The 19,041-nt window shown below is 76.3% G+C and carries 19 protein-coding genes; 6 read left to right on the forward strand and 13 right to left on the reverse strand.

The genetic code is table 11. The features are described 5' to 3' along the window. Positions 1–10: 10 nt before the first annotated feature. From O2W17_RS11145 to O2W17_RS11205, 13 genes are read right to left on the reverse strand one after another with little or no spacing between them, the layout of a single operon-like run. Entirely contained in the window at positions 11–1,393 is a 1,383-nt protein-coding gene (locus O2W17_RS11145; protein WP_269192503.1) for an MmgE/PrpD family protein, read from the reverse strand. Next, on the reverse strand, positions 1,390–2,334 hold the full coding sequence (locus tag O2W17_RS11150) for an LLM class flavin-dependent oxidoreductase (RefSeq protein WP_269192504.1): 945 nt from the start codon (positions 2,332–2,334) through the stop codon (positions 1,390–1,392). Before O2W17_RS11150 ends, O2W17_RS11145 begins: the two co-directional genes overlap by 4 nt. After that, complete coding sequence (locus tag O2W17_RS11155) at positions 2,331–2,966, reverse strand: hypothetical protein (RefSeq protein ID WP_269192505.1); 636 nt, start codon at positions 2,964–2,966, stop codon at positions 2,331–2,333. The genes O2W17_RS11150 and O2W17_RS11155 overlap by 4 nt, the downstream gene beginning before the upstream one ends. Before the next feature lie 53 nt (positions 2,967–3,019). Then, positions 3,020–3,373: an EthD domain-containing protein gene (locus tag O2W17_RS11160; RefSeq protein ID WP_269192506.1), complete on the reverse strand. Its 354-nt coding sequence runs from the start codon at positions 3,371–3,373 to the stop codon at positions 3,020–3,022. Continuing rightward, a complete protein-coding gene (locus O2W17_RS11165; protein ID WP_269192507.1) occupies positions 3,370–3,954 on the reverse strand; it encodes a pyridoxamine 5'-phosphate oxidase family protein in 585 nt (194 codons plus the stop codon). The genes O2W17_RS11160 and O2W17_RS11165 overlap by 4 nt, the downstream gene beginning before the upstream one ends. Beyond that, the gene (locus O2W17_RS11170) at positions 3,951–4,838 is read right to left on the reverse strand and encodes a DUF3891 family protein (RefSeq protein WP_269192508.1); all 888 of its coding nucleotides are present in this window, start codon (positions 4,836–4,838) and stop codon (positions 3,951–3,953) included. The genes O2W17_RS11165 and O2W17_RS11170 overlap by 4 nt, the downstream gene beginning before the upstream one ends. Beyond that, entirely contained in the window at positions 4,835–6,208 is a 1,374-nt protein-coding gene (locus O2W17_RS11175) for an MmgE/PrpD family protein (RefSeq protein ID WP_269192509.1), read from the reverse strand. Before O2W17_RS11175 ends, O2W17_RS11170 begins: the two co-directional genes overlap by 4 nt. Continuing rightward, a complete protein-coding gene (locus tag O2W17_RS11180) occupies positions 6,205–7,524 on the reverse strand; it encodes an MmgE/PrpD family protein (RefSeq protein WP_269192510.1) in 1,320 nt (439 codons plus the stop codon). The genes O2W17_RS11175 and O2W17_RS11180 overlap by 4 nt, the downstream gene beginning before the upstream one ends. A gap of 44 nt (positions 7,525–7,568) precedes the next feature. Further along, positions 7,569–8,975 carry an MmgE/PrpD family protein gene (locus O2W17_RS11185; RefSeq protein WP_269192511.1) on the reverse strand — a complete coding sequence of 469 codons (1,407 nt, stop codon included), beginning with the start codon at positions 8,973–8,975 and terminating at the stop codon, positions 7,569–7,571. Further along, on the reverse strand, positions 8,972–9,805 hold the full coding sequence (locus tag O2W17_RS11190) for a cyclase family protein (RefSeq protein WP_269192512.1): 834 nt from the start codon (positions 9,803–9,805) through the stop codon (positions 8,972–8,974). Before O2W17_RS11190 ends, O2W17_RS11185 begins: the two co-directional genes overlap by 4 nt. Then, a complete protein-coding gene (locus O2W17_RS11195; protein WP_269192513.1) occupies positions 9,802–10,668 on the reverse strand; it encodes an HpcH/HpaI aldolase/citrate lyase family protein in 867 nt (288 codons plus the stop codon). The genes O2W17_RS11190 and O2W17_RS11195 overlap by 4 nt, the downstream gene beginning before the upstream one ends. Beyond that, on the reverse strand, positions 10,665–11,849 hold the full coding sequence (locus O2W17_RS11200) for a CaiB/BaiF CoA transferase family protein (RefSeq protein ID WP_269192514.1): 1,185 nt from the start codon (positions 11,847–11,849) through the stop codon (positions 10,665–10,667). The genes O2W17_RS11195 and O2W17_RS11200 overlap by 4 nt, the downstream gene beginning before the upstream one ends. Continuing rightward, positions 11,846–12,643 carry an IclR family transcriptional regulator gene (locus O2W17_RS11205; protein ID WP_269192515.1) on the reverse strand — a complete coding sequence of 266 codons (798 nt, stop codon included), beginning with the start codon at positions 12,641–12,643 and terminating at the stop codon, positions 11,846–11,848. The genes O2W17_RS11200 and O2W17_RS11205 overlap by 4 nt, the downstream gene beginning before the upstream one ends. A gap of 250 nt (positions 12,644–12,893) precedes the next feature. On the opposite strand from O2W17_RS11205, the gene O2W17_RS11210 reads away from it, so the two are divergent. From O2W17_RS11210 to O2W17_RS11235, 6 genes are read left to right on the forward strand one after another with little or no spacing between them, the layout of a single operon-like run. After that, positions 12,894–14,147: an ABC transporter substrate-binding protein gene (locus O2W17_RS11210; RefSeq protein WP_269192516.1), complete on the forward strand. Its 1,254-nt coding sequence runs from the start codon at positions 12,894–12,896 to the stop codon at positions 14,145–14,147. Further along, the gene (locus tag O2W17_RS11215) at positions 14,144–15,199 is read left to right on the forward strand and encodes a branched-chain amino acid ABC transporter permease (protein ID WP_269192517.1); all 1,056 of its coding nucleotides are present in this window, start codon (positions 14,144–14,146) and stop codon (positions 15,197–15,199) included. The genes O2W17_RS11210 and O2W17_RS11215 overlap by 4 nt, the downstream gene beginning before the upstream one ends. After that, entirely contained in the window at positions 15,196–16,233 is a 1,038-nt protein-coding gene (locus tag O2W17_RS11220; RefSeq protein ID WP_269192518.1) for a branched-chain amino acid ABC transporter permease, read from the forward strand. Before O2W17_RS11215 ends, O2W17_RS11220 begins: the two co-directional genes overlap by 4 nt. Continuing rightward, the gene (locus O2W17_RS11225) at positions 16,230–16,964 is read left to right on the forward strand and encodes an ABC transporter ATP-binding protein (protein WP_269192519.1); all 735 of its coding nucleotides are present in this window, start codon (positions 16,230–16,232) and stop codon (positions 16,962–16,964) included. The genes O2W17_RS11220 and O2W17_RS11225 overlap by 4 nt, the downstream gene beginning before the upstream one ends. Next, the gene (locus O2W17_RS11230; RefSeq protein ID WP_269192520.1) at positions 16,951–17,652 is read left to right on the forward strand and encodes an ABC transporter ATP-binding protein; all 702 of its coding nucleotides are present in this window, start codon (positions 16,951–16,953) and stop codon (positions 17,650–17,652) included. The genes O2W17_RS11225 and O2W17_RS11230 overlap by 14 nt, the downstream gene beginning before the upstream one ends. Before the next feature lie 14 nt (positions 17,653–17,666). After that, positions 17,667–19,025, forward strand: coding sequence for an MmgE/PrpD family protein (locus O2W17_RS11235; protein ID WP_269192521.1), 1,359 nt, complete (start codon positions 17,667–17,669; stop codon positions 19,023–19,025). The last annotated feature ends 16 nt before the right edge of the window (positions 19,026–19,041 follow it).

A 19,041-nucleotide genomic window follows, 5' to 3' on the forward strand; every position in this document is an offset into this window, starting at 1 on the left:
CCGGACGCCGTCAGGGGACGGCGAGGTCGGCCAGCACGGCGCGCGCGACGGCGCCGAGGGCGTCGCCGTCGCCCGGACCGGGGTCGAGCAGCGCGTCCAGCGCGGCGTCCCGGAGCGCCGGGGCCACCAGCTCGCCGACGTTGCGCCGGAACTTCTCCTCGACCTCCGCCCGGGAGAGCGGGGTGGCCGGGTTGCCCCGCGCGTTGCGCGTGGTCGCCGTCCAGCTCCGGCCGTCGCGGGCCCGGATCGTCACCTCCGCCGGGCGCTCGACGGGCAGCGCCGCGGAGAACTCCGGCAGCTCGCGCACGGAGACCCGGTGCGCCAGCTCCGCCACGTCCGGACGGGCCAGCTGCCCGGGCAGGAACGACCCGGCGTCCAGCGCGCCGTCGGTGAGCAGGGTCGCCACGCAGTACGGCAGCGAGAAGCGGGCGTGCAGGTCCGACCGCACGTCGACGGCGTCCAGCGCCGCGGCGAAGGCGAACGTCCGCACGTCCACGGCGGCGATCTCCGCGGGGGCCTGCTGCTGCCCGTCCGTGGCGGCGAGCACGGCGTCCAGGGCCGGCTGGATCCACCGGGCGCAGGCGTAGGGCTTGAGGTAGCTGCTCGCCAGCTGCCAGCGCCGGCCGAGCCCGCCGGCGAGCTCCTCCTCGGAGAGGTCGGTGCAGACGGCGGAGTCGAACAGCGCCCGGTAGGTGTCCACGCTGCCCCGTGCGCCCGCCTCCCGGACCCGCCGCCCGGCGAGCGCGCCGTAGTAGGCGCCCAGCCCGGTCCAGAGGTTCCGGACGGTGCCGCCGTGCACCGGGACGGCGAGCGTCGCGGCCAGCGGCAGCGCGGACCCGAGGAGGAACGCGTGCGTGAGCTCCTCGGCGGAGCCGTCGTGCAGGAGCACCTCGGCCAGGGCCGCCGCCGCGGGGCCGTGCACGCCGTGCGGGTGCATCCCCGGGCGCAGCGACGTCGCCGTCCCGCCGCGCAGCCCCACCTCGCAGGCGACCAGGAAGACCTCCAGGGCCCGCCGGTCACCGACCTCGCCGGCCGCCGCGGCGTGCAGCAGCACCGGCAGGGCGTGCGGGGCGGGGTGCGCCGTCGGCACCGGGGGCAGCCGGTGCCCCTGGGGGTGGAAGGAGCCGCCGGAGTCGGCGTCCAGCCAGGTCGCCGCGGTGCCCAGCGCGATCAGCGCACCGGACGGCGGGCCGGCATCGGGACCGCCGTCGGCCGCGAGGGCGCGGGCCAGCGCCCGGACCGGCGGGTAGCGCAGGCCGCCGAGCAGCGCGCCGAGCGTGTCCACCAGCAGCAGCCGGGCGAAGGCGGCGACGTCGCCGGGGACGTCCGCCAGCCGCGCACCGGCGGCGAACTCGCCGAGGGCCCGGTACGGCTGGTCCGTCGCGGCGCTCACGTCGCGCCCAGCCCGGCCCGCACGGCGGGCACCAGCTCGGCGAGGCGGTCCTGCACGCCGGCCACGGCACCGGCCAGGACGACGCCGCCGATCCCGAGGCCGGCGAGCGGGCGCAGCCGGGCGGTGATCGTGGCCGCGTCCCCGGTGAGCAGGAAGCGGTCCCGCACCCAGCGGTCCGCCGGGGTGACGGCGCCGCCGCGGGCCCCGGCCGTGCCGTGCCGGGAGTAGTCGTGCGACCCGGCCACCTGCTTCGCGGCGGCCAGCTGGCCGGCGTCCAGCCCGTTCCACTCCGGAGCGCCGACGAGCCGCATGGCGCAGGAGCCCAGGATCGGCTCCGCGGCCGCGGCCGCCGCCTCCTCCGAGTCGGTGACCGTGGCCCGCAGGAAGAGCCAGACGGTGGTGCCGGCGTCCGCCTCGCGGGCCCGCGCCACCGCTCGGGTGACCACGTCGGTGTCCGCGCCGGCGTCGACGAGGACGCCGCCCAGCGCCGCCGCCGTCGCCGAGATGGTCCGGGGGCCGGAGGCAGCGCCCAGCAGCCGGCCGCGCAGGCCCGGGCCGTCCTGGCCCAGCGCCTCGCGGAGGGACCCGAGGGCGGCGGTGTACGCGCGCAGCGGCGGGAGGTCCAGGCCCTCGTTGCGCACCGAGCTCTCCCCGCGCCCGACGACGGTGAGCACCCGTCCCGGGTGCAGCTGCTCCAGCGTGCGCACGGCGCCGGCCAGGGTCGCCGGGTGGCGCAGCCCGAGGCTGGCCACGCAGGGCCCGGCCAGCGGCGCCCCGGTCGCGGCCAGCACGCGCTGGGTCTCGACCAGGCAGTCGGGGAACAGCCGCGGGCTGTCGGCGAGGCCGACGCCGTCGGCCCCGGCGGCCAGGGCGTGCCCGGCGGTGGCCACGGCGTCGCCCGCCCCCCACGGCGCGGCGGAGTTGAGCAGGACGGCGGTCACGACAGCGCCGCCAGGAGCTGGGCGGCGCGGTCGCCGCCGGCCGGCACGGCCGCGGGGGCGTGCGGCCCGGCGGGCACGGCGACGGCGCGGGCGGGGTGGCCGGTCACCGTCTCCAGGGTGGGCAGCAGGGCGTCGGGCATGCCGATGAGGCCGGCGCCGAGGGCGCGCGGCGCCAGCCACCCGGCCGCCAGGCAGTGGCCCCACCCGAGCGCTGCCTCGGCGACCGTGCCGATCTCCGGGGGCTGCACCACCATCAGGCCGGCGGCGAGGTCGAGAACCGGGCCGAGGTCGGTGATCCCCGCGGCGACGGCGGCGCAGCCCGCGGCGGCGACCACCCCGGTGGTCGGCCGGCCGGTGGGGAGGGGCCCGTCGGTGCCGGGGTCGAGGCCGGTGCGCAGCGCCAGCCCGGTGGCGACGGCGCGTTCCAGCAGCTCCAGCGGGGCGTCGTCGGGAGCCGCGGCGAGCGCGACCAGGGTCAGCCCGTCGGCCTCGGGTGCCCCGGCGCGGTGCAGCCGCGCGCCGTTCCACAGCAGCGCCGGGTACCGCGGCGCACGCCGCCCGGCGCCGAGGAGCGGCAGCGCACCGGCGGCCGCGCCGATCGTGGCGGCCCAGGCGAGCAGGTCCGCCGGCACCGGCGACGAGGCGGCGGCCGCCAGCCGCTGCAGCGCCGGCCGGACGGCGCCGGTCAGCGGGTGACCTCCGTGCTCTCCGTGACCAGGTAGAACTTGAAGTCGGTCCGCCCGGCGGGGCCGCGCTCGGCCGGGATGGGGTGCTCGGCGAACCACGCCAGGTAGTCGGCGTAGGCCTGCTCGTCGGCGAAGTGCATCTCGGCGATGCGGTAGAAGGTCATCCCCTCCGGCACGTCGGCGGTGCCGCCCGACGCCTGCCGCACCGGGCGCAGCACCTTGTTGAACACGATCCGGTCCAGGTGCGGGTTGGCCAGCAGGTCGGGCGCGTGCACGTCGAACAGCCAGGCCTCGTACTCCTCCGCGCTGACGCCGGGCTGGATCTCGTAACCGAGGATGGTCGTGATGCTCATGTCGCTCCCTGGATCGGGCGGACGGCGTCCGCCGGGCTGGGTGGGGGATCGGGGTGGGTCCAGTCGAAGGCCTGCGCGCCCTCGCCGAACCCCTCGAGGCGGATGCGGTGCGGCGTCACGTGCACGCCCACCAGGTCCTCGACGACCTGCGCGGGGGCGCGCAGCGGGGCCTTGGTGAAACCGCGAGCCCGCTGCTGCCCGACGTGGTGCAGGTAGAGCGAGATCGTCGCCTCGTCGTCCAGGAAGGCCGCCGTCCCACGGACGTACACGGCCCGTGGGGGCAACCGGCCGATGTCGAAGACGTGCGGTCGGTCGTTGGTGGCGCCCGGGGCGGGGTCGCCGACCCAGGTGACCAGCAGCCGGGGGTCGCGGCGCAGCTGGGCCAGCCGGGCGTGGGTGCGCCGCTGCACCAGGTCCACCGACCAGTCGGGGTTGAGGAACGCCGTCATGGACCGGCCGACCGGGAAGCCGTCCCGGTCGATCGTCGTCAGCTGGGCGAAGCCCGCCTCCTCCAGGACGAACGCGAGCGCGGCGCGGCGGGCGGCGGCGAGTTGCGGGTCGGCGGCCGCGGGGCCGCTCACGACCGGGCCCCGTCCGCGGGGACCAGCCGCCAGGTCGTCGTCGACCGGCGGGTCCGCCGCAGCCGGGCCACCAGCTCCTCGTGGCTCCAGCCGCGGTCCGGGACGAGCACGCGCTCGACCGCGACCTCCAGCGGCGCCCGGAAGGGGAACGGGTCCAGCGCGACCGTCCCCGGTGCCCGGACCGAGGCGGTGACGGCGATCCGTCCGCCGCCGGGGCGCAGGGGCACCGGGGGGAGGAGGACGGGCTCGGTGCCGTGCTCGAGCCGGCGGAGCTGCGGGCCCCAGGGCTGCGGCGGCACACCCTCGGTGCCCGCCTCGTCCGGTGGCGTCACCGCGAGGTACAGCGAGAGCAGGTCCCAGAACTGGAGCAGCTCGTAGTTGTGCCACAGCTGCGTCTCGAAGACGCTGCGCGGCTCGTCGTCGGTCCAGGCGAGCCGCTTCGCGCCGATCCAGCGCTGCTCCTCGGCGGCCACGACCTCGTCCTGCAGCCGCCGGTCCTCCGGCGAGCGCCCGACGCGCGCCGCCGCGCCGGGGGCGGACCACCGGCCCCGGTAGAGCCCGGTCCAGTGCATGCCGACCAGCACGCCGGAGTAGACGTCGGCCAGCGAGACCTGCTCCACGCCCTGGCGGTACAGCCGGATGTGCTCGCCGGCGTCGATGTCGGTGAAGTGCAGCGGGCGGCGCTCGAGCTCGTCGAACAGCACGCGCGCGTCCCAGGCGCGCCAGCCCTCGTCGTGCCGGGCCGCGGCGGTGCGGACGGAGTGCAGCGGGGTGGGCACCTCGAACTCCTCGTTCCCCCAGGCGCCGGCGAGCTCCCCGGCGACGCGGCCGTGCTCCACCTGCTCGACCAGCTCCAGCGCGCCGCCGCGGCGCGAGACGATCACCGGGCACCCCCGGCGGCGTGCCGCAGGGCCGCGCCCAGCTCGCGCGGCGTCCCGCCGTCGGCGAGGGCGTGCACGGCGGCGAGCAGGTCCGGGGCCGCGGCGCCGAAGCGGGCGCCGAGCAGCCGGCCGGCCTTGGCGGCCAGGTCGGGGCGGGAGAAGGCGCGGTCGGCGTCGCCGCGCGGTCGGCCCGACTCCGCGCGGTGTTCGGTGCCGTCGAGCAGCTCGACGCGCACCCGCGCCGGCCGTCCGGCGGGGTAGCCGTCGTCCAGCGCCGGGTCGTGGACGACGCGCACGCGGCCGGCGAGCGCCCGCACCTCGGGAGCGGTCACGGTCGCGGTGTCCAGGGTGGTCTCGTCCAGCCGCCCGGTCAGCAGCGCGACGGCGACCGACGTCGGCACGCTGAACCGGGCGGCGAGCTCGCCGTCGGCGACGGCGGCGAAGGCGGCGGCCCCGGCGAAGGCGCGCACCTCCACCGCGCGCACCTCCGTGCCGCGGACCCCGCGGGCGACCAGGTCGGCCACGGCGTCGTTGACGCCGTGCAGGTGGGCGCAGGTGGGATGGTCCTTCACGTACCCGGCGAGGACCTCGTACCCGGCCCAGGGGTGGCCGGCGCCCGCGACCAGCGGCGCCGGGTCCCAGGCCCGGGCCGCGACCGCGCCGAGGTGGCGGTCCAGCGCGCCCTCGGCGGGCGCGAGCCCGGCGACGGCGGCGGACCCCAGGGACATCCCGAGCTGGATCGACGCCCCGAGGAACGCGTGCGAGCCGGTCGTGCCGGCGAAGACGGTGCGCGCATCGGTGAGCAGCACCGCGGCGGCCGAGAGCTCCAGGGCCCGGCGGGCGGCCGCGGCGTCGCCCGGGGCGAGCAGCCGGGCGACGGCGGCGGCGACGGCGACCTGGCCCCAGGTGCCGATGTCGTGGACGCCGTCGGGCGTGCCGCCCATCGCCATGCCCACGCGGGTGCCGGCCTCGTAACCGGCGAGCACCGCGGCGAGCGCCTCCTCGCCGGGGGAGTTCCGATCCTCCGCGAGCGCGAGCACCGCCGGGACGACGTGCGAGGCGGGGTGCCCGCGGGCCGGGCGGTGGCCGTCCTGCAGCTGGTCGGCGGCGACGGCGCAGCCGTTGAGGAAGGCCGCGGTCGACGCCGGCCACCCGCGCGCGGAGCCGATCACCGTCGCGAGCCCCTCCGGTGCCTGCGCTGCCGAGCCGTCGACGAGAGCCGCCAGCTCTCCCCGGCGGGAACCCAGCGCGGTGACGGCGACGCAGTCGGCGACGAGGTCCACCACGCGGTCGCGGACGGCCCCGGGGGAGTCCGCCCACGACGTCGTCGCCACGGCGGCCCCCAGCACGCCGGCCTCCGTCTCCCCGGTCACCGCCGGCCCCCGACCGCGGCGGCCAGGCCGCGCACCGAGGCGGCGTCCGGCAGCGCGGCGCACCAGGCGAGGACGGCGTCGGCGGCGTCGTCCCGCAGCGCGCGGGTCAGCAGGGCCCGGTGCTTGGCCGCGATCTCGGCGGCCGGGTAGGGACGCGTGGAGCTGCCCGGCGGGTCGTCCTCGGTGGCGGTCAGGGTCTGGCCGTCCCGCAGCCGCAGCGTGACGCGCGCGCCCCGGACCGCGGGCGCCGCGGCGGTCATGGCCGGGTCCTCGACGACGGTGACGCGGGCCATCAGGGCGCGCAGCGCCGGGTCGGCGGCGGCCTCGTCGGTGTAGGCCTCCGTCCCGTTGTCCCGCCGCACGAGGCGCGCGGCGACGGAGTAGGGGATGGAGTGCTTGCCCGCGAAGCCGGTGGGCGCGTCGCGTCCGTCCAGCCGGGTCGCGGGGTCGTAGGTCGCCACCTCGACGTCGGCCACGTCGTCGGCGCGGACGCCGTGCTCGGCCATCAGCCGCTCGGTGGCCTCGATCGGCGCGTGGTTCCACCGGCTGCAGGCGTGCAGCTTGAGGTAGCCGGTGGTCAGGTACCGGAGCCCGCCCAGCTCCTCGACCAGGTGCCGCCCGTCGAAGGCGGTGCCCAGGATCTCGCCGAACACGGTCTCCGGCGCGCGGGGGTCACCGGTGGTCCCGGTCGCGGCCAGTTCGACGGCGAGGACGCCGTTCGACGCGCAGACCCCGGTGAGCGCGTTCCGGACGGTCGCCCCGGTGTTGGCGGCGCGCTGCGTCGACGCTGGCGTCAGCGCGGTGGCGATCAGCACGGCCTGCGTCGCGGTCGCGACGTCGCAGCCGCGCAGCCGGGCCACGCCGACGGCGGCGCCGCAGGCCATGGCGGTCCCGAACGGGTGCACGGCCCGGCGCAGGCGCAGGCCCCGGGCGAAGCGGACGGCGACCTCGTAGGCGGCGGCCGCGGCGGCCAGCAGCTCCGGACCCGACGCGTCGACCTCCTCCGCCGCGGCGAGCACCGCGGGCAGCGTGTGCGCGCTCGGGTGGTTCGCCGCGTGCGCGTGCCCCTCGTCGAGCTCCAGGCGGACGGCGCCCAGCCCGTTGACCAGGGCGGCCGTGGCCGGGCTGGTGCCGGCTCCGGAGGCGAGCACGGTGGCCGGGCCGCGGCCGCCGAGGCGCGGGGCCACCAGGGCCGCCTGCCGGACCTCCGGCTCGACCGAGGCGCCGATGATCGCCGCGAGGGTGTCGGTCACGACGGTGCCGAGGTGCCCGGTGTCCTCCGGCCGCAGCACCGCCGGGCCGAGCGCCCATCCCACGAGCCGATCGACACGGCTCGTGGACGGGCCCGGCCCGGCGGCGGTCATCCCCGGACCCCCGACATGAGGGTCCGGACGTCGGCTGCGTGCGGGAGGGCGAGGGCGGCGTCGGCGACCGTGCGGGCGGTGTCGTCGTCGAGCACCCGGATGGCGTTGAGCCGGAACTTCTCCGCCAGCTCCGCCGACGACAGCGGGTTGGCCGGGCCGCCGCGGTTGGCGTCCACCCGCACCTCGTGCCGGGTGCCGTCGCGGGTCTCGACCCGGAGCACCGCGGGGAACTGGTGCGGGAAGATCTCGTCGCAGCGGGCGTCGGGCACGCAGGTCACGAGGGCGGCCAGCCGCAGGCGGTCGGGGTCGGCCGCGGCCTCGTCGGTGAAGTCCTCGTGGAACAGGCCCAGCCCGCCGCCGCCGGTGAGCGCCGCCGCGACGGTGTACGGGCCGCTGAACGCGGCGTGGTAGCCCGAGCGCGGCCGGGCCTTCTCCTCCGCGGGCTCGCCGATGGTGCGCAGCACGGCCGTCGGGGCACCCAGCTCGATCGCCGTGACGTCCCCGGGTCGCACCCCCCGGGAGCGGAGCTCCAACGCGGCGTCCACGCCGGCGTGGGTGAAGTGGTTGCACGGGTAGGGCTTGAAGAAGATGCCGGGCAGCTCCCAGTGCTCGCCCAGCCGGTCGACGACGGCGTCGACGTCGGCCCGCTCCCCGCAGAACGCGTGCAGGAAGCCGAACCGGCCCTCGATGACGGTGGGCGGGCCGGTCAGGCCGTGGCGCGCCAGGTCGGCGGCGACGACGCCGGCGTGCGCGGCCCAGCCGCAGTGCACCCGCTTGACCGTGCCCCCGGTGCGGTTGGCCTCGATCAGCCCCGAGCCCATCGAGGCGGCGATCCCGGCGGCGTGCGCGATCTGCTCCACGTCCAGCCCGCCGACCGTCGCGGCCGCGACGGCGGCGCCGATGGCCCCGCAGATGGAGGTCGCGTGCTGGCCGCGCTCGAAGAACTCGGAGTTGCCGAGCTCGGCGTCGTAGCCGCCCATGCCCAGCCGGACGGCGACCTCGATGCCGACGCCGGCGGCGTCGAGCAGGGCCGGCCCGCTCGCGCCGGTGGCCTCCGCGACCGCGAGGGCGGCGGCCACCACGGAGGCCGACGGGTGCAGCACCGACGGCAGGTGCGTGTCGTCGAAGTCCAGCGAGTGCGCCAGCGTGCCGTTGACCAGGGCGGCGGCCGCCGCCGGGACGCGCAGCCCGGTGCCGATCGCGGTCGCGTCCTCCGGGCCGCCCCAGCCCCGGACGACGGCGGTCACCGCCGACGCCGACACCTCGCCGGTCGCCGCCAGGCTGTTGCCCAGCAGGTCCAGCACCCGCCGGGCGACGTCGTCGCGCATGCCCTCGGGCAGCCCGTTCTCGCGGGTGTCGGCGGCCAGCCGGGCCAGCCGCTGGACGATCGTCGGGGCGGTCACGCCTGCACCGCGGCCACCGGGCGCACCGGCGAGCCCGTCCCGCCCACGATGCGCAGCGGCGCCATCATGAAGACGAACTCGGTCAGCCGCTGCTCGGCGGCGGCCTCGAGGTCGAGGTGCTCGATGATGAAGATCCCCGACTCCACCAGCAGGATCCGGTGCACCGGCAGGATGCTGTGCCCGGCGCCGGGCTTGATCTGCTCGAACGCGGTGGTGTCCGCGCCGGTCGCCCGCACCCCGGCCGCCGCCAGCCACTCCCCGGCGTCGGTCGTCGCGCCCGGCACGCCGTCGGACTGCCCGAGGTAGACCGCGGGCTCCCCGAAGTTGCGGGCCCAGCCGGTGCGGATCAGCGCGACGTCGCCCTGCCCCGGACGGGCCCCGGCGCGCTCGGCGGCCTGCTCCAGGTCGTCGGCGGTGACGCCGTAGCCGGCGGGCAGGACGTCGACGCCGTGGACCGCCGCGACGTCGAGCAGCACGCCGCGGGTCAGCATCGCCGGGGTGTGCTCGGCGCCGTGCTCGGCGAAGCGACCGCCGGTCTGCGCCTCCGCTGCGTCCACGCCGCCGTGCAGCAGGCCGTCGTGGCTGACGTGGGAGAGCGCGTCCACGTGGGTGCCGACGTGCCCACCGGTCACGATGATCTCGTTGGACGCCGAGCCGCCGTCGGGCCGCACCATGTCGCCGTGCCGGCGGATGAGGGTCATCCGGAAGCCCGGGTGGTTGGGCGAGCACGGCATGCCCGTGAAGAAGGGCTGGCCGAGCTCGACGAGGCGGACGCCGCCGCGGACGGCGTCGAGCAGCGCGTCCGTGGCCGCCGGGGCGGTGGTGGTCATCTGGGATCTCCTGACGAGGGGGCGGGGGAGGGGGCGGACGGGGCGCGGTCCAGGACGGTCCGGGCCCGGGCCACGACGGCGGGGTCGACGAACCGCCCGTCGGCGTCGAGGACCGCCGACTCGCCGCGGGCGGCCGCCTCCGCGGCTGTGGCGACGACGCGCTCGGCGGCCGCCACCTCCTCGGGCGAGGGCGTGTAGACCTCGTGGACCGGACCGAGCTGCCGCGGGTGGACCACCGACCGGCCGTGGAAGCCGGTGGCGCGGCCGACGAGGCTGCTGGCCCGCAGGCCGTCGAGGTCGGCGACGTCGGTCCAGACGGACTGCACCGGCGAGGGCAGGCCGGCGGCCCGTGCGGCGACGACCACCGTGCCGCGGGCCCAGCGCAGCCCCTCGTCGCGGTCGACGAGCAGGTCCGCGGCGAGGTCGGCCTCGCCCAGGCCGATGCCGGCCACGAGCTCGTGCGCCCCGGCCAGCTCGTGCGCCCGCCAGAGGCCGCGGGCGCTCTCGAGCAGCAGCTGCATCGGGACGCCCACGCGGTCGCCGACCGCGCGGACCTCGACGGGGTCGTCGGCCCGCGGCACGCGGATGCCGTCGACCCGGCGCCCGCTCAGCGTGGCGACGTCCCGCTCGCCGGCGTCGGTGCCGGGCGGGTTGATCCGCACCCACAGCCGGGGGCCGCTGCCGTCCGGCCGGTGCTCGTCCAGCAGGGCGGCGGTGAGCTCCCGGGCGCGGTCCTTCTGCGCCGCGGGGACGGCGTCCTCGAGGTCGACCACGACGGCGTCGGCACCGGCCGTCAGCGCCTTGGCCACCCGGTCGTCGCGGTGCCCGGGGACGTACAGCCAGGACCGGGGAGCGGTGCTCACAGGGCGCCCTTGCTGCGCAGCTCCGCCACCTCGTCCGCGCCGATGCCGAGCTCGCCGAGCACCTCCTCGGTGTGCTGGCCGATGCTCGGCCCGGCGCTGACCACGGCACCGGGGGTCTCGGAGAGCCGGAAGATCACGTTCTGCATGAGCACCGAGCCGAGCTCCGGGTCGGGGACCCGGACGAGGCTGCCGAGCGCCTGGAACTGCGGGTCGGCCAGCACGTCCCGGACGTCGTAGATCGGCGCGACCGCCGCCTGCGCCTCCTCGAAGGCGCGCACCACCTCGTCGCGGTCGCGGGCGGCGATCCAGGAGCCGACGGCCTCGTCGAGCTCGTCGGCGTGCTCGGCCCGCTCGGCGCCCGAGGCGAACCAGGGCTCGTCGAGGAACTCGGGGCGGCCGACCAGGTGCATCACCCGCTCGGCGATGCTCTGGGCGCTGGTCGAGATGGCCACCCAGCGGCCGTCGCTCGTGCGGTAGGTGTTGCGCGGCGCGTTGTTGGCCGAGCGGTTGCCGGTCCGGGGCTGCACCTGCCCGAGCGCGTCGTAGACCGTCGGCTGGGGGCCGAGCAGGGTCAGGATGGGCTCGATGATGGCGAGGTCGACGACCTGCCCGCGGCCGGTGGTGTCGCGGGCCCGCAGCGCCGTCATGGTGGCGAACGCGGCGGCCAGCGCGGAGATGCCGTCGGCGAGGCCGAACGGCGGGAGGGTGGGCGGACCGTCGGGCTCGCCGGTGATCGCGGCGAACCCGCTCATCGCCTCGGCCAGCGTGCCGAAGCCCGGCCGCCCGGAGTACGGGCCGAACTGGCCGAACCCGGTCACCCGGACCAGGACCAGCCCCGGGTTGGTGCGGCTGAGCTCCTCGTAGCCCAGGCCCCAGCGCTCGAGCGTGCCCGGCCGGAAGTTCTCGATGACGACGTCGGCGGTGGCGACGAGCTTGCGGAAGACCTCCTGGCCCTCGGGCGAGCCCAGGTAGAGGGTGATGCCGCGCTTGTTGCGCCCGACGACCTTGCCCCACAGGCCCACGCCGTCCTTGCTGGCGCCGTGGTACCGGACCGGGTCACCCTTGGGGTGCTCGATCTTGATCACCTCGGCGCCGAAGTCCCCGAGCATGGTCGCGGCCAGCGGGCCGGCGAAGAGGGTCGAGACGTCGAGGACCCGGAGCCCGGTGAGTGCGGAGGTCATGCGGAGACCCGTCCTTTCGTGGCAGGGAGACCGCCGCGCCACCCCATGTCCCGGGAGATGCGGTCGGCGGCGGAGATGAGGAACGGGACGAACCGGTCTCGTGCGGCGGCGTCGACGCGGGCGGCGGGGCCGCAGACGGAGATGGCGCCCAGGACCGACCCGTCGAAGCCGAAGATCGGGGCGGCGACCGAGCCGGCACCCGCCTGCCGCTCGCCGTCGGAGCAGGCGTGGCCCCGGTGCCGGATCTCCTCGATCCGGCGGCGCAGGTCGCCCGCGTCGGCGATGGTGCGGTCGGTCAGCAGGTCCAGGGGTCCGCCGAGGACCGCGCCGATCTCGTCGTCGGGCAGGAAGGCGAGGATGCAGGTGCTCGAGCTGCCGGCGTGCAGCGGGAACCGGCGGCCGATCTCGACGGTCATCTTGATCTCCTGCCGGCTCTCCACCTGGTCCAGGTAGACCCGGCCGCCCGGCACGCGGGCGGAGACCGTGGTCGTCTCCCCGGTCACCTCCTGCAGCGACCGGAGGACCGGGAGGGCCACCTTCCGGAGGTCCAGGCCGCGGAGGGCGCGGGCGCCCAGGGCGGCGGCGGCCGGCCCCAGCCGGTACTCCCGGGTGCCCGCATCGGCGGTCAGGAGCCCGCGCTGCACCAGCGTCTGCAGGATCCGGTGGACGACGGCCTTGGACAGGTCCAGCTCCCGGGCGATCGCGGAGACCCCCAGCGACCGCGGCCCGTCGAGGAACGCGAGGAGGACGTCGGCGACCCGCGCCGCACCCTCCGTGCCCCCGTTGTCCGCCACTGCTGCCGCCTTCCCGGGCGGCGCTGGGCGCCGCATCCTCGACCGTGCTCCACCGGATCGTTACCTGTGTTCCTGTGGACGGAACACTAGGACGGCTCGCGAGCGTGCCGCAATCGTCCTGGTGGCACCGAAACTTAACCGCAACACAGGAAATGTGTCGAGACCTTGCGCACATCCGAAGCGCGGTGCCAGAGTGGCGAGCTACCAGGTCGTTCCGTGCAGAGGAACGCCCTTGAGGTCGGGAGACGAGATGCGGAAGCCCTGGATCGCCGCGGTCGCAGTCGCAATGCCGTTGACGCTCGCTGCCTGCGGTGGCTCCGCCCCGCCCGGCACCGAGGGCACCGGCGGCGGGGAGGCCGGCGGCTCCGGCGACACGATCACCATCGGCTCGCTGCACCCGCTCAGCGGCGCCTTCGCCGCCGACGGCCAGCAGATGGACAACGGCGCCCAGCTCGCCGTCGACGCGGTCAACGAGGCCGGCGGGATCGAGTGCCTGGACGGCGCGCAGCTGGAGCTCGCCAGCGGCGACACCCAGGGCGCCCCCGAGGTCGGGCAGAGCGAGGCGCAGCGGCTGATCCAGGAGGGCGCCGTCGCCCTGGTCGGCACCTACAACAGCGCGGTGAGCCAGAACGTGGCCGCGGTGGCCGAGCGCAACCAGGTGCCCTTCGTCATCGACGTCTCCAGCGCCGACGAGATCCTCCAGCAGGGCTACCAGTACACGTTCCGCCTGCAGCCCAGCGCCGCGGTGCTGGCCCAGCGCGGTGCCCAGTACCTCGCCGAGGTCTCCGAGCAGGCCGGGGACCCGGCCCAGCAGGTCGCGATCCTGCACGAGCAGGGTCCCTTCGGCACCGCGATCGCGCAGGGCTTCACCGCCGAGGCGGAGAGCCAGGGCATGACGATCGGGCCGGTCATCAGCTACGACCCGGCCAGCGTCTCGGACTTCACCACGCAGATCACCGCGGTCCGCGAGGCCGGGGCCGACGTGATGATGGTCGCCGGCTACTACCGGGACGGCGTCCTCGTGGCCAACGCCGTGGACACCGTCCAGCCGGGCCTCGACGCGGTCTGGGGCGTGGCCAACGGCGCGTTCGACACCCCGCAGTTCCCCGGCGAGGTCGGCGACGCGGGCGAGGGCTTCTTCGACGCCAACTACCGGCTGGACATGACCAACGAGGACACGCAGGCGCTCGCCGAGCTGTACCGCGAGACCCACGGCGACGACATCCGCACCGCCGCCGTGCTGTCCTACGACGCGGTCCAGGTCATAGCCGACGCGCTCGGGCGGGCCTGCTCCACCGACCCGACGGAGCTGCGCGACGCCATCTCCGAGACCGAGCTCGACTCGCTGATCGCGCAGGACGGCCCGATCGCCTTCGACGAGACCGGCGAGAACGAGAACGCCGCGCCGATCCTCATGCAGGTCGTCGACGGCACCGTCCAGCAGGTCTTCCCGTCCGAGTACGCCGAGACCGAGCCCGTCTACCCGGCGTCGCCGAACTCGTGACCGACCCGACGAGGGAGCACGGTGCCCCGCCCCTGGACCGGGGCACCGTCTCCACCGAGGAGCCACCCCAGACCACGCAGCTGACCACCCCGGCGCCGGGGGGCCGGCGCCGGGCGGTCGCGGTCCGGGTGGCGGCGGTCGTGGCCATCGCGGTGGTGGCCCTGGGGCTGGCGTACTGGCGGACCGGCAACGAGGTGGTGGTCACCCAGGCGGTGCTCACCGGGCTGATGATCGGCGGGGTCTACGGCCTGGTCGCCATGGGCCTCACCCTCATCTTCGGCGTCCTGGACATCGTCAACTTCGCGCACGGCGCCTTCCTGGCGGTGGCCCTCTACATCACGGTGGAGATGGTCGGCCGGTTCGGGGCCCACCCGTACCTGGCCCTGCTGGTGAGCGTCCCGCTGATGTTCCTGCTCGGGGCGGCGGTGCAGCGGTTCATCCTCTCCGGCGCCATGGGGAAGCCGCTGGAGAACCAGCTGCTGATCACCCTCGGCCTGGCGTTGCTGATCGACAACGGCCTGCTGCTGTTCTACGGCCCCAACCCGCAGTCGGCGCGGCTGCCCAACGACACCGGGATCAACGTCTTCGGGGCCGTGGTCACCGTGGGGCGGCTGCTGGCCTTCGCCGTCGCCCTCGTCCTGGCCGGGCTGCTGTACCTGCTCCTGCAGCGCACCCGGCTCGGCACGGCGATCCGCGCCGTGGCGGCGAACGACAGCGGCGCCCAGATGGTCGGCATCGACACCCGGCGCATCTACATGGCCACCTTCGCCATCGGGACCGCCTGCGCCGGCGCGGCCGGCGTCCTGGTCGCCCCGCTGGTCACCATCGAGCCGACCACCGGCGAGCTGTTCAACATCGTGGCGTTCGTGGTCGTCGTGCTCGGCGGCATGGGCAACGTGGTGGGCGCGCTCGTGGGCGGCCTGCTCATCGGCCTGACCGAGCAGCTCGGCGCGCTCTACCTGCCGGGCCAGAGCCCGCTGCTGTCGGTGTTCATCGTCTTCGTCCTGGTGCTGTTCCTGCGCCCCCAGGGCCTGTTCGGGAGGGCCGCATGAGCACCGCGGTGCAGAGTTCCGAGGAGCCCCGGGCCCTCCCGCGCCCCCCGTGGGGGCGGCACCTGGCGGCCGTCGCCGTCCTGGCGGTGCTGCTGGCCCTCCTGCCGCTGGTCCTGGCGCCGGCGCAGCAGGCCGTGGCCGTGCGGGTGCTGATCTTCGCCCTGCTCGCGCTGGGCTGGAACATCATGAGCGGGTTCGGCGGCATGTTCAGCTTCGGCCACGCCGCCTACTTCGGCATCGGTGCCTACGTCAGCGTGTGGCTGCTGGTCGAGCGGGGGGTCTCCCCGTGGATCGGGATGCTCGCCGGGATGGTGGCCGCCGCGCTGTTCGCCGCGCTGATCGGCTTCCTGGCACTGCGCTACCGGCTCAAGGGTGCCTACTTCGCGCTCTCGACGTTCGCCTTCGCGGAGATGCTGCGGCTGCTGGCGACCAACAGCGACCTGGTGAACCGGGCGGTCGGGTACAACGTCCCGCTGCGGGGCGAGTCGTCCTGGGCGTTCATCCAGTTCGAGCCCGGTGCGGCGGAGTACCTGTGGATCGCCCTGGCGCTGACCGTCGCCGCGCTGGTCGTCACCATCGTGTTCCTGCGGTCCCGGCTGGGCCGGTTCACCGTGGCCGTGCGGGACGACGAGGACGCTGCCGCGGCCCTCGGCATCCCGGTGATGCGCACCAAGCTGCTCACGATCATGCTGTCGGCGGCGATCACGTCCGTGGCCGGCACGTTCTACGTCCAGTACTACTTCTTCGTCGACCCCGACGTCGCCTTCGGGTCGAGCGTCTCGATCCAGGCGATCCTGCCGGCGGTCATCGGCGGCGTCGCGACGATCTGGGGCCCGGTCATCGGTGCGGCCATCCTCGGGCCGCTCAACGACCTCACGGCCACGCTGCTGCGCGACCCGCCGCCCGGGCTGGAGTTCCTGCAGGGCCGGGCCGGGCTGGACGTCATGGTCTACGCGGTCCTGCTGATCCTCATCGTCCTGCTGCTGCCGCAAGGCGTGTACGGGGCCATCCGCGAGAGGTGGGAACGGCGATGAGCCTGTTGCAGGTCGACAACGTCAGCAAGACCTTCCGCGGCCTCAAGGCCGTCGACGACGTCTCCTTCACCGTGGAGGAGGGCAGCATCCTCGGCATCATCGGGCCCAACGGCGCCGGGAAGACGACGCTGTTCAACTGCATCGCGGGGGCGATCGCCCCCGACACCGGCACCGTCCGGCTGTCGGGCACCGACGTCACCGGGGCGGCGCCGCACAAGGTGTCCAAGGCCGGGATGGCACGGACCTTCCAGCTGATGAAGCCGTTCGGCAGCATGAGCGTGCTGGAGAACGTCGCGGTGGCGGCCATGGCCCACGGCACGTCGCGGCGCGCGGCCACCGACGCGGCGGCCGACGTCGTGGAGCGGGTCGGGCTGTCCCGGTGGCGCGACGCGCGCGCCGACGGGCTGCCCACCGCCGGCCTCAAGCGGCTGGAGCTGGCCCGCGCGCTGGCCTCGCGGCCCCGGGTGCTGCTGCTGGACGAGGTCCTCGCCGGGCTGCTCCCGGCCGAGCGGCTGCCGGTCATGGACCTGCTGGAGACCCTGCGCTCGCAGGACGGCGTCACGCTCGTCTTCGTCGAGCACATCATGGCCGCGGTCATGCGGCTGTCGGACTCGGTGCTCGTCCTCGAGCAGGGGCGCGTGCTCACCGCCGGTTCGCCCGCGGAGGTCACCCGGGACCCCCGGGTGATCGAGGCCTACCTCGGAGAGGAGCCGGCCGGTGCTGGTTCTTGACGGTCTCTGCGCCGGGTACCACGGGCTGCAGATCCTGCACGAGCTCGACCTCCGGGTGGAGGCCGGCGAGATCGTGGCGCTGGTCGGCGCCAACGGGGCGGGCAAGACGACGGCGCTGCGGGCGATCTCCGGCGTCGTGTCGTCGAGCTCGGGGTCGATCAGCTTCGACGGCCAGCGGGCCGACGGCGTCCGCACCGCCGAGCTCGTCCGCCGTGGCCTGGTGCAGGTGCCCGAGGAGCGGGCGCTGTTCGGGCCGCTCACCGTGGAGGAGAACCTCCGCATGGGCGGCTGGACCCAGAAGGGCCCGGACGTGTCCACCTCGCTCACCGAGGTGTTCGAGCTGTTCCCCATCCTGGAGGAGCGGCGCCGCCAGGCGGCGGAGACCCTCAGCGGGGGGCAGCAGCAGATGCTGGCCATCGGCCGGGCGCTCATGGCCCGCCCCAAGCTGCTGATGCTGGACGAGCCCTCGACCGGCCTCTCGCCCAAGCTGACCTGGTCGGTGCTCGAGGCGGTGCGGACCATCCGCGACCGCGGCGTCGCCGTCCTGCTGGTCGAGCAGAACGCCGCGCAGGCGTTGCGGATGGCCGACCGGGCCTACGTCCTGGAGAGCGGCAGCTGCGTGCTCTCCGGCCCCGGACCGGAGCTCGCCGAGGACGACCGGGTGCGCAGCGCGTACCTCGGCCTGTGACGGCAGGAGCACCGGTGACGGCGACGGCGGTCCGCCCGTCCGCCGACCAGGCGCGCGAGGCGACGCAGACCCTCGGCCGGTGGGTCGCGGGCCTGCGGTGGACCGACGTCCCGGCCGACGCCCGCGAGCGGCTGTCGCTGGTGCTGCTGGACTCCCTCGGGGTCACGGTCCTGGGTGCCCGGCAGCCCGAGCAGCAGGCCCTCGTGGCGGCATGGCGGCCCGGGGCCGGGCCGGCGCCGCTGGTCGGCGGCGGGCTGTCGACGACGGTCGAGGCCGCCGCCTGGCTCAACGCGAGCGCGCTGGTCCGGCTCGAGCTCGACGAGGGCCACAAGTACGCCAAGGGGCACCCCGGGGCGCACGGGCTCCCCGCGGTCCTGGCGCTCGCGGCCGACCTGCACGCCTCCGGTCCGGACACCGCCGCGGCGCTGATGGCCGCGTACGAGGTGGCCGCCCGCTTCGGCCGCGCCACCCGGCTGCGCCCGGGCATGCACCCGCACGGCAGCTGGGGCGTCGCCGGGGCGGCCGCGGGGTGCGCCCGGCTGCTCGGCCTCGGTGCCGACCAGGTGGCCGCGGCCATCGACACCGGGGCGGGCCTGCCCGTCGCCGGTCACTTCGACTCCGCCCTCGACGGCAACCCGGTCCGGGACGCGTGGATGTCGGCGTCCAACGTCTCGGGGCTCGCCGCCGCGCGGATGGCCGCGGCCGGCGTCGCCCGCAACACCGGGACGGCGGCCGGCTCGCTGGGCGAGCTGCTCGGCTCCTTCGACGCCGCGGCGCTGACCGAGGCCCTGGGCGAGCGCTGGGACGTGCGGCACGGGTACTTCAAGCGGCACGCCTCCTGCTCCTTCACCCACCCGGTGGCCGACGCGGTGCTGCGGCTGCGCCCCCAGCTCGACGACCCGGCGGCGGTCGACGAGGTCGTCGTCGAGACGCACTCCCTGGCCGCGGGCCTGGCCCGCACCTCCTGGGACTCGCGCCTGGGTGCGCTGTTCAGCGTGCCGTTCGTCGTCGCCGCGGCGCTGGTCCACGGCTCCGTGGGGCCGGACGCCTCGGCCGAGGAGGCCCGCACCGACGGCCGCGTCACCCGCCTCGCCGGCCGGGTCCGGGTCGTGCGGGCCGACGACCTCGACGCCCGGCTGCCCGACGAGCGCGCCGCGCGGGTGACCGTCCGGGCCGCCGGGCGCGAGCTCGCGCTGGAGGTCCCCAACCCCGTCGGGGACGCCGCCCACCACCCGTTCGCAGAGGCCGAGGTGCTGGCGCTGCTGACGACCCTGCTCGCGGACGACGAGGTGGTGGCCACCGTCCGCGACGTCGCCACCGGCCTGCCCGGCGCCCCCGACGTCGCCCCGCTGCTCGGCCGGCTGGCCGGATGACCCGCCCGGCCCCTGG

It is taken from the genome of Blastococcus sp. VKM Ac-2987 (genome assembly GCF_026967805.1).
Taxonomy (GTDB): Bacteria; Actinomycetota; Actinomycetes; order Mycobacteriales; family Geodermatophilaceae; genus Blastococcus.